Genomic DNA, 6,058 nt, shown 5'->3' with positions numbered 1-6,058 from the left:
CTATACTGATACTGTCAACATAAAAAAACAAACCGAAAGTATAGAATCTTTTCGGCTCACTTTTTTAATCTTAGATCTATCTTTAGTTATGCGGGTTTTATTTTGTTATTGTCCCCCCTTTTGCTCATCGGTTACTATAATTCTATAGATTTGGGTGTTATTTTTTTGTGAATTGTCTTACAATCATAGCGTTATGATTATAAAGAAACTAAAAAAGCTTCTCATGCTTGTAGTGTGCGTGTCATTTCTGTCTACACAGGGTTGCGCCCTTATGGGTCTTCCCATGGCGCTATTATCACTTCCTATTATGCTAATAAGTACTGTTTTTGGTCTTATTGGCCCGGTACTTAATATGCTGCCAAGTTTGGCCCCTCTGGCTCTTTTAGTGGTCAAAAAGGAGCCTTCAGAAAATGTACAAGGTGGAGGGCCGACACAACTCGCCAAAAGTAATATTAATTATCTTGAGGGTAAAGCTGTGCACGAAGTTGTGTTATCTCATGTATCAAATGACCCTGCAGTCAAATCAATTATATTTATCCCGCTATTATCTGAAAAAGGATGGGCTCTCCTAGACGAAACTGTGCTTGATATCCACAAGCATGGATATTCTGTTTCAGTAATATATATGAGGAAAAAACAGGGACTGGTTGATCAGGGCAAGATCAATGAAGTATCTCGTATTATGGAGCAAAAAAAGATCGAATTTTTACAAGCGCGAGCTACTTAATGTGGTGCTTAGTTTCCTCTCCAGATTTACCTTTTCTTTCATAACAAAAACGTTGACAAGAGCTTACCCTGACCATATACTTAATGCTTTATAATGCGCTCATGCGTGTGTGACCAACTTCCGTAATGAAAGGTATTTAGATGGCACATGTAGTCCTCAAAGATGTCTATAAAATATATCCGGGTAATGTATGTGCTGTAAATAACGTTAATCTTGAAATACAGGACAAAGAATTTGTTGTTCTTGTGGGTCCTTCCGGATGTGGTAAGTCTACTACTCTCAGGATGGTTGCCGGGTTAGAAGAAATTACCCAAGGCACTATCCATATCGATGACAAACTGATAAATAATGTTGCTCCAAAAGATCGGGATATCGCAATGGTGTTCCAGAATTATGCGCTTTATCCTCATATGACCGTATACAGAAATATGGCGTTTGGTCTTCAGCTACGCAAATATCCAAAATCTGAAATAGATGCACGTGTACGCGAGGCGGCAGAAATATTAGGTATTACTTCGCTTCTTGATAGGCGGCCGAAAGCGCTTTCAGGCGGGCAAAGACAGCGTGTTGCCGTAGGTCGCACAATAGTAAGAAGGCCGAAAGCGTTTCTCTTTGATGAACCGTTATCTAACCTTGATGCGAAGCTTCGTGTGCAGATGAGAACTGAAATAACAAAACTGCATATAAAGCTGCAATCGACGATGATATATGTAACTCATGATCAGATTGAAGCGATGACTATGGGCGACAGGATTGTTGTTATGAAAGACGGTTTGATGCAGCAGATAAGTGATCCTATAGCGCTATATGAAAAACCGGTGAATAAATTTGTTGCTGGTTTTATCGGGACGCCTCCAATGAATTTTATGGAGGGGAGAATTGTTAAAAAAGAAAGCGGAAAACTGTTCTTTAAAGAAGAGTTTTTTGAGATAAAAGTTGGTAACGAAATGGTTGGGGCTCTTGCCCCCTATGAAGGAAAGAGGGTAGTATTAGGTATTCGGCCTGAGGACATTTATGACAGGTTGTTTGTTGCGGATGCATCTCCCGACCACATGCTTACCGCTATGGTGGAGGTAATTGAACCGATGGGCGCTGAAACATATCTTTATCTCAACACAAACGCACATTCTTTCATTGCACGTATGGATGCTCATGAGCAGGTTGAAGTGAATCAGAAGATCGAAGTTGTGTTTAATATGACAAAAGTTCATTTCTTTGATTGTGAGACTGAAAAGACTATTGCGTAAATAATGTGTGTTTGAAATGCCTTTCGATATGAAAGTTCTTCTTAGATAGAAGTCAATTCGGACCATTGGAGTTGTTGTGAGATGGAGAGGCAATGAAAGTAACTAAAATTGGAGAATTTAGAGGGTTTTTCTTATTTGTCAGTTACTTAACTGTATTAGCCATTTCTTTTATACTCGTATTTGTTCTTAATAAATATCCGCTGCAGTTTTATCATATACTTCTTATTGTGGTTCTCATTATATTACCTGTGCTCGTTGTGTTTACCTGGTTTAATTACGGAATATTATTGAGTGTTGTTATGAGCACTTTTTTATCGGTATATACGATATTAATTGCTATTGCGCTCGGGAGGCCCATTTATTATTTATATCCGATCGCATTCATTCTGTTAGGCATGATCTTGCTTAAATATAAAGAGACCAGAAGAATTAAAAATGAAGAATTACGTATCAAGACCGAGAAGCTTAAAGAAGATTTTAATATTCTGATTAACACTCATGAAGATGCAAAAGGTATTAATAAATCACTTCTTAGAATGAAACAACGGTTTCTGTTTTTTAAGGATGTTGCCCAAAATCTTAGTTTTACCCTGCCTATTGATGAGCTTCTGCGCAGGATCATAGAATACAGTAATATCACTATTGGAAAAGGTGATATTAACCTTCTGTTTCTTGTAGCAAAAGATCTTATGAGTCTCGAATTAAAAGCGTTTGAGGTTATTTCCTTCGAAAAGAGACCACTTTTTACTGATCCCATGGATGTGTTTAACCGCTGGGTTATGAGGCACCAGCAGCCGCTTTTGGTGACTGATGTGCAGAAGGATTACCGCTTTCACATTGATACCAGTCAACGGTCGCTTAAAGAAGTAAAGTCTATCATTGTTGCTCCTCTGATTACAGAAGGTAAGATACTGGGTGTTTTAAGAATTGATAGTTATAAAGAGAATACTTTTGAGCTCAGTAATTTGCGGTTGTTATCGATTGTCGCCAATATAGCGTCTACCACGATAAAAAACGCAATGCTATACCGTCAAACTGAAGATCTTGCAATTAAGGACGGGTTAACAGGGTTATATGTAAAAACATATTTCAATGAAGAGTTAGCAAAACAATTCTCAGTTGCTAAAGCCGGTGGGGTAACTTTGTCTGTACTGTTATTGGATATGGATAATTTTAAATCATTTAATGATCAGTATGGTCATACGGCAGGAGATATTGTTCTCAAGCGCTATGCTGATATACTCGAGAAAAATGTTTCTAAGAAGTGCATTGTTTCACGGTATGGCGGGGAAGAATTTGCGATATTAGTGCCTGATTATGATGAGCAAGTGGTTCTTGAGCTTGCTGAAAAGCTTCGTGAAAAAATTGCTAGCCAGATAATTCTTATACGGCAGGAAAAATTGCGCGGGACGGTAAGTATTGGCGTATGTATGTATAGCGACAAAATAAAAAGTACGGATGAATTTGTTGATAGAGCAGATAAAGCGCTCTACGAAGCGAAGCGGCAGGGAAGAAATAGAGTGATTAAATCAGAGCTTTAATCACAAACGCAAAAGGTAAAACGAAAAAGTAAAAAGTGTGGTAACGGCTTTCAGCCGCTTTATTGAAATATTACTATTCGTTAGTTTTAAGTTTTTACTATGAACCATGAACGATTAACTACGAACGAGAGCAATGGATACATTTTTAATATTAACATTTTTTATTTTAGTGATATTTTTTGGGCTATTCTATGGCAGTAGAAAAGCACTTGCGTTGACATTAATATCGCTTGTGGTAACGGAAGTGTATGTTATGACGAGGATTATTGTTAGTCGTGAAGATTTTATTATTCCCGGTGCGATACTCGGCGTATTTTTAGCGGGATATTTTCTTTTTATCTTTAATCTTATCCGTTACTACATAAAGAAAAATGAAAATCAGTATAACCTCTTTTTAGAGTACTACAATGATGCGGTTAAGAAATATGACATGCTTTCTCAAGAAGCAAAGGTCTTAAAGGAAGAAAATGTAAGGGTAAGTAAAGAACTTGATACAACAATATCGTATTACGAAAATATAAAAAGTGTTACCGCAACATTAGATTTCACCAACAAGCTTGAGCTTATGACACGATTTATACACACCCTTGCCCAGTTCTCCGAAGGGCAGCTGGTGTTAGCTGAGAGCAAGAACAATGAATTGCAGATTGAAAAAGTATTTAATATGCCCGTCGGCGATGAACCGAGAGATACTTTTGTCTATGAAGCTGATGAAGTTGTTCATAAGAATCTTTATAATAATATCATGAGTGCATTTGAAGATAATGCTGATGCTCTATTTGTTACTAAAGGTGAGATGACGCAGTATATTAGTGGTGATGATAAAGAGTATGAAACATTTGGCGCGGTGCCACTTGTCAGTGAAAACGAACTGTTAGGTTATGTTGTGGTATTTGATGTTGATATAATAGGATTTGAAAAAATACAAAATCTTGCTCCACAGCTTGCAAATGAGCTCAAGAAAATAAATCTGTACCATAAAGTAAGAGATTTATCTATCATAGACGGTTTGACAGGGTTGTACCTCAGAAGACATTTTGTCGAGATTCTTGAAACCGAAGTTGATCGAGCAAATAGAAATAAACAGCCGCTATCATTTTTCATTGCCGATATTGATAATTTTAAACATGTGAACGATAAGTATGGTCATCTCGCCGGGGATATTCTCTTGCGTGAAGTTTCAGGGATTTTAAAGGATGAGGCGCGAAGCGTTGATCTTATCGGAAGATATGGTGGGGATGAAATCGCTATTGCACTTCCTAAAACTGATCTTAATATTGCGATACAGGTTGCTGAACGTATGAGACTAGCGGTGAAAGCGCATAATATTAGTCTTGAAGATGATGAGGTAACGGTTACACTTTCTATAGGGATATCATCGTATCCGTACAATTGCGGGTCACTTCAAGATATGATAGATAAAGCTGATGAAGCGCTTTATAAAGCGAAACAAAGCGGTAAAGATAAAGTATGTGTATGGGGTATTAACGGCGACTGACCGTTCCAGTTATACGTACAAATCTGTTTTTTGAATTTTATATGTAAATAAATAGATAAAGACTTCTGCGAAATGACGTTTAGCGGAGTCATCGCGATGAGCGAAGCGAGGAAGCGATCTCGAAAAGAGTAAGAAGTAGGGTAAGAGAAACAGGATAGCAAACGATCACCGAAAAAAGAAACAGTTATCCTGTAAAAATAAAAGATTGTTCTTTGAAAGTATGAGTATTACCCAGTTAGGGAAGCCAGTGGTTCTGAGGCGAAGGTACGGTAGCACCTGATCTTTGTAGGCTGTTCTATGAGGATAGCTGCGGCATGGGCAACAAGGCTTAAAGAGAGATGAGCGATAGTCATCTGGTTTTTGATTGATCTCATCTTGTAGTGAGTAGTCTGTTCAAGTTCGCGGTCACCGAGACGGGCAAAATAACGTTCAACTTCGGTGCGTAAGTTACAGGTATTTTTATAGAAGAGTGAATTTCTTGGGACACGAGAACGGGCATCATCAGTAATATCTAAATGTTTTGTACAGCCGTAGGGATTGAATTTGCAGTGATCTACGGGGCATCCATTAGGGTGATTTTTGGCGAACTTTACACTGGTTTTAATCGGGCATCGGAATTTGCTGCGGGTTCTCAAACCTTCAGTCCAGATGCCGTCGGGCTTCATTTCGAGTTTGGCGTCGCAGAGGGGGAAACCATTAGGACCGAAGGTTTTGTTTTGTTGTGTGTTGCGAGGGTTTATAGGAATGAAGGCGAGCCACTTGAGTTCATTGACGATGAAATTATAAAGTTCACGTTTGTCGTAAGCGGCATCGGCCAAGAGAATGGAGCCTTTGCGGGTACCGTAGACACGTTTAAGTTTTTTGATGAGTTTACGAGCGGCGACAGAATCTTTGACATTGTTAGGGAGAGTAAGTTCGACAAGAGGAATACCTTCTTTAGAGACAATGACGTGAGTACGATAGCCCCAGAAGAAGATGAAGTTGTCTTTTTTACCGCTGATTGTTTGGTAAGAATAGTATCCGAGAGTGGCTGAAGGGTTATGTT

General features: G+C 38.5%; 5 protein-coding genes. 4 read left to right on the top strand and 1 reads right to left on the bottom strand.

Annotated elements, in window-relative coordinates:
• Window positions 1-193 precede the first annotated feature (193 nt).
• The 4 genes from P9M13_01475 to P9M13_01460 all read left to right on the top strand — a co-directional run bounded on the left by P9M13_01475 (window position 194) and on the right by P9M13_01460 (window position 5,013).
• The gene (locus tag P9M13_01475) at window positions 194-727 is read left to right on the top strand and encodes a hypothetical protein (GenBank protein ID MDP8261957.1); all 534 of its coding nucleotides are present in this window, start codon (window positions 194-196) and stop codon (window positions 725-727) included.
• A 140-nt stretch (window positions 728-867) separates the two neighbouring features.
• Window positions 868-1,974, top strand: coding sequence for a sn-glycerol-3-phosphate ABC transporter ATP-binding protein UgpC (gene ugpC, locus P9M13_01470; protein MDP8261956.1), 1,107 nt, complete (start codon window positions 868-870; stop codon window positions 1,972-1,974).
• A 92-nt stretch (window positions 1,975-2,066) separates the two neighbouring features.
• Complete coding sequence (locus P9M13_01465; protein ID MDP8261955.1) at window positions 2,067-3,515, top strand: sensor domain-containing diguanylate cyclase; 1,449 nt, start codon at window positions 2,067-2,069, stop codon at window positions 3,513-3,515.
• Between the two features lie 133 nt (window positions 3,516-3,648).
• Window positions 3,649-5,013, top strand: coding sequence for a GGDEF domain-containing protein (locus P9M13_01460; GenBank protein MDP8261954.1), 1,365 nt, complete (start codon window positions 3,649-3,651; stop codon window positions 5,011-5,013).
• A gap of 227 nt (window positions 5,014-5,240) precedes the next feature.
• Here P9M13_01460 and P9M13_01455 read toward each other — a convergent pair.
• Window positions 5,241-6,058, bottom strand: an 818-nt coding sequence (locus P9M13_01455; GenBank protein MDP8261953.1) for a transposase, incomplete at its 5' end; no start/stop codon positions are given.

Origin of the sequence: Candidatus Ancaeobacter aquaticus, assembly GCA_030765405.1 — a bacterium.
Taxonomy (GTDB): Bacteria; Auribacterota; Ancaeobacteria; order Ancaeobacterales; family Ancaeobacteraceae; genus Ancaeobacter; species Ancaeobacter aquaticus.
The sequence above is the reverse complement of the archived record's forward strand: the minus strand, read 5'-3'. Positions and strand labels throughout refer to the sequence as shown.